Genomic DNA, 3874 nt, shown 5'->3' with positions numbered 1-3874 from the left:
ATACAAGCGCCAGCTGCTCAACATCCTGGAGGCGATCGCGCTCTACGACCAGATCCGCTCGCATCCCGAGCGGGACTGGATGCCGCGCGTGAAGTTCTTCGGCGGCAAGGCGGCGCCGAGCTACCACAACGCCAAGCTGATCATCAAACTGGCCAACGACGTCGCGAAGGTCATCAACGGCGATCCGTCGGTGCGCGGCCTGCTGAAAGTTGTCTTCGTGCCGAACTACAATGTCAGCCTGGCCGAGGTGATGATGCCGGCCGCCGACCTCTCCGAGCAGATCTCGACCGCCGGCATGGAGGCATCGGGAACCGGCAACATGAAGTTCGCGCTCAACGGCGCGCTGACCATCGGCACGCTCGACGGAGCCAATGTCGAGATCAAGGAACATGTCGGCGACGACAACATCTTCATCTTCGGCCTCACCACCGCCGAAGTCGCCGAGCGGCGCAACAATGGCTACAACCCGCGCGAAGTGATCGAGGCCTCGCCCGAGCTGTCGCAGGCGGTGTCCGCCATTTCCTCCGGCGTCTTCTCGCCCGACGATCCCGGCCGCTATCGCGACCTGATGAACGGCCTCTACCAGAGCGACTGGTTCATGGTGGCGGCCGACTTCGATTCCTACGCCGCCTGCCAGCGCGAGGTCGACGCCGTCTGGCGCAACAGCCCCGACTGGCACGCGCGCGCAATCCGCAACGTCGCCCGCGTCGGCTGGTTCTCGTCCGACCGCACGATCCGCCAATATGCGAAAGACATCTGGAACGTGCCCGTCTGATATGATTGCATGAGCCACCAGGAATGTGGCCCGGTGCATGCCGCCCAAATCACGGCATGTATCAAGACTAAGTTAGTGCATGCCGCCCAAAAGTGCGTAGCGGTTTTGGGATCGCGACATGCGCCAAGACAAAGAACGGCGCGTGCCGCACCAAGGCATGCGCCAGAACAAGATGCCCGGGGAGGGCGACCGCTTGATGAGGAAGCCGCGCGCGACCGCTGCGACAAGCGGGCCGGACGGACTGGCGCCTGCCGGCGATGTCGCGGCGATTGTCGCCGGGACGCATGGCGATCCTTTCGCGGTTCTGGGCGTGCAGGAGGCCGGCAAGGGCTTCGTCGCCCGCTGCTTCGTGCCCAACGCCGAATTCGTCACCGCCTATACGCTGACCGGCAAGGAGGCCGGCGAGCTCTCGCGCCGCGACGATGCCGGCTTCTTCGAGGGCAAGGTCTCGATCCGCAAGCGCCAGCCGCTGCGCTATCACGCCAGGAATGCCGGCGGCGACTGGTGGTTGACCGATCCCTATTCCTTCGGCCCGGTTCTGGGACCGATGGACGACTATTACATGGCCGAAGGCTCGCATCTTAGGCTCTTTGATAAGCTCGGCGCCCACATCATCGATCATGAGGGCGCCACCGGCGTGCATTTCGCGGTCTGGGCGCCCAATGCCAGGCGCGTCTCCGTGGTCGGCGCCTTCAACGACTGGGACGGGCGCCGCCACACCATGCGCGACCGCAAGGACACCGGCATCTGGGAATTGTTCATCCCCGATCTCGCCGCGGGCCAGCCCTACAAGTTCGAGATCATCGGACCGGACGGCGTGCGCCTGCCGCTCAAGGCCGACCCGTTCGCCTTCGAATCGGAACTGCGCCCGGCGACCGCCTCGGTGACGGCGCCGCCGATGGCGCATCAGTGGGGCGACGAGGCGCATCGCGGCTACTGGCGCAAGGCCGATCCCCGGCGCGAGGCGATCTCGATCTACGAGGTCCATGCCGGCTCCTGGCAGCGCCGCGACGACGGAACGTTCCTCTCCTGGGACGAGCTCGCCGCGCGGCTGATCCCTTACGTGGTCGACACCGGCTTCACCCATATCGAGTTCCTGCCGATCTCGGAGCATCCTTACGATCCGTCCTGGGGTTACCAGACCACCGGCCTTTACGCGCCGACGGCCCGTTTCGGCGACCCCGACGGCTTCGCCCGCTTCGTCGACGGCGCGCATCGCGCCGGCATCGGCGTCATTCTTGACTGGGTGCCGGCGCATTTCCCGGTCGACGAGCACGGGCTGGCGCAATTCGACGGCACCGCGCTCTACGAGCATGCCGATCCGCGACAGGGTTTTCACCCGGATTGGAACACCGCGATCTACAATTTCGGCCGCCGCGAGGTGGTGTCGTTCCTCGTCAACAACGCGCTGTTCTGGGCCGAGAAATACCATGTCGACGGATTGCGCGTCGATGCGGTCGCCTCGATGCTCTACCTCGATTATTCGCGCAAGGCGGGCGAATGGATCCCCAATGAGAAGGGCGGGCGCGAGAACCTGCATGCCGTCAGCTTCCTGCAGAAGATGAACAAGGAGCTCTACGGCCACCACCCCGGCGTGATGACGATCGCCGAGGAATCGACCTCATGGCCGAAAGTGTCGCGTCCCGTGCATGAGGGCGGGCTCGGCTTCGGCTTCAAGTGGAATATGGGCTTCATGCATGACACGCTGGAGTACCTTTCCAAGGAGCCGATCTTCCGCAAGCATCACCACAACGACATCACCTTCGGCCTGGTCTACGCGTTCTCGGAAAACTTCGTGCTGCCGCTCTCGCATGACGAGGTCGTGCACGGCAAAGGCACGCTGCTCCACAAGATGGCCGGCGACGACTGGCAGAAGTTTGCGACGCTGCGCGCCTATTACGCCTTCATGTGGGGCTATCCCGGCAAGAAGCTCCTGTTCATGGGCCAGGAATTCGCCCAGCGCCGCGAGTGGAGCGAGGCGCGCGCGCTCGACTGGAACCTGCTCGAATTCGCGCCGCATCGCGGCGTCTGGCAGACCGTGCGCGACCTGAACTACCTCTACCGTTCGCGCCCGGCCCTGCATGCGCGCGACTGCGAGCCGGAGGGCTTTTCCTGGCTGATCGTCGACGACCGCGACAATTCGGTCTTCGCCTGGCTGCGCAACGCGCCGGACGGCAACCCGGTCGCCGTCATCTCCAATTTCACGCCGGTGCCGCGCGAGAACTATCGCGTGCCGCTGCCGAAGGCGGGAAAGTGGCGCGAAATCATCAATACGGATGCCGCCGACTATGGCGGCTCCGGCATGGGCAATGGCGGCATGATCGAGGCGAGCGGGGAAGGGGGCGGCGTATCGGCGACGATGCTGCTGCCGCCGCTGTCGACGATCATGCTGGAATTCGTCACGGACTGAAGCAGATGATGTCTCATCCTGCCCTTGCAACGGTCCGGGCAGCTTGTTTGGGAGGGTAACAAAATGGCAGAGATCAAAAGAACCCAGCCGCTGGCGCGCGACGCCATGGCCTATGTGCTGGCCGGCGGCCGCGGCAGCCGCCTCAAGGAACTGACCGATCGGCGCGCCAAACCCGCCGTCTATTTCGGCGGCAAGACGCGCATCATCGATTTCGCCCTCTCCAATGCGCTGAACTCAGGCATCCGCCGCCTCGGCGTCGCCACCCAGTACAAGGCGCATTCGCTGATCCGCCACCTGCAGCGCGGCTGGAACTTCCTGCGTCCAGAGCGAAACGAGAGCTTCGACATCCTGCCGGCGTCGCAGCGCGTTTCGGAAACGCAATGGTATGAAGGCACTGCCGACGCCGTCTACCAGAACATCGACATCATCGAGGCCTATGGGCCGGAATACATGGTCATCCTCGCCGGCGACCACATCTACAAGATGGACTACGAACTTATGCTGCGCCAGCATGTCGATGCCGGGGCCGACGTCACCGTCGGCTGCCTGGAAGTGCCGCGCCTGGAGGCGACCGGCTTCGGCGTCATGCATGTCGATGCCAAGGACAACATCATCGCCTTCGTCGAAAAGCCTGCCGATCCGCCGGGCATTCCGGACAAGCCGGAATTCGCGCTCGCCTCGATGGGCAT

Annotated in this window: 3 protein-coding genes; all 3 read left to right on the top strand. The window is 64.4% G+C overall.

From position 1 onward, the window contains the following. On the top strand, positions 1 to 775 hold a 775-nt coding region (locus tag EOA27_RS26490; protein ID WP_145970542.1), incomplete at its 5' end, for a glycogen/starch/alpha-glucan phosphorylase. Positions 776 to 971: 196 nt separating this feature from the next. Further along, positions 972 to 3185: a 1,4-alpha-glucan branching protein GlgB gene (gene glgB, locus EOA27_RS26485; protein WP_126083470.1), complete on the top strand. Its 2214-nt coding sequence runs from the start codon at positions 972 to 974 to the stop codon at positions 3183 to 3185. 63 nt (positions 3186 to 3248) lie between these two features. Beyond that, positions 3249 to 3874 (top strand): sugar phosphate nucleotidyltransferase (locus tag EOA27_RS26480; RefSeq protein WP_148669966.1); only part of this gene is annotated, 626 nt, incomplete at its 3' end.

It is taken from the genome of Mesorhizobium sp. M2A.F.Ca.ET.037.01.1.1, from assembly GCF_003998075.1.
Classification (GTDB): Bacteria; Pseudomonadota; Alphaproteobacteria; order Rhizobiales; family Rhizobiaceae; genus Mesorhizobium.
This window is presented reverse-complemented; position numbering and strand designations above follow the sequence as displayed.

Coding starts and splice junctions, on each gene's coding strand:
- glgB (WP_126083470.1), top strand. CDS start 972: ATGAGGAAGCCGCGCGCGACCGCTGCGACAAGCGGGCCGGACGGACTG.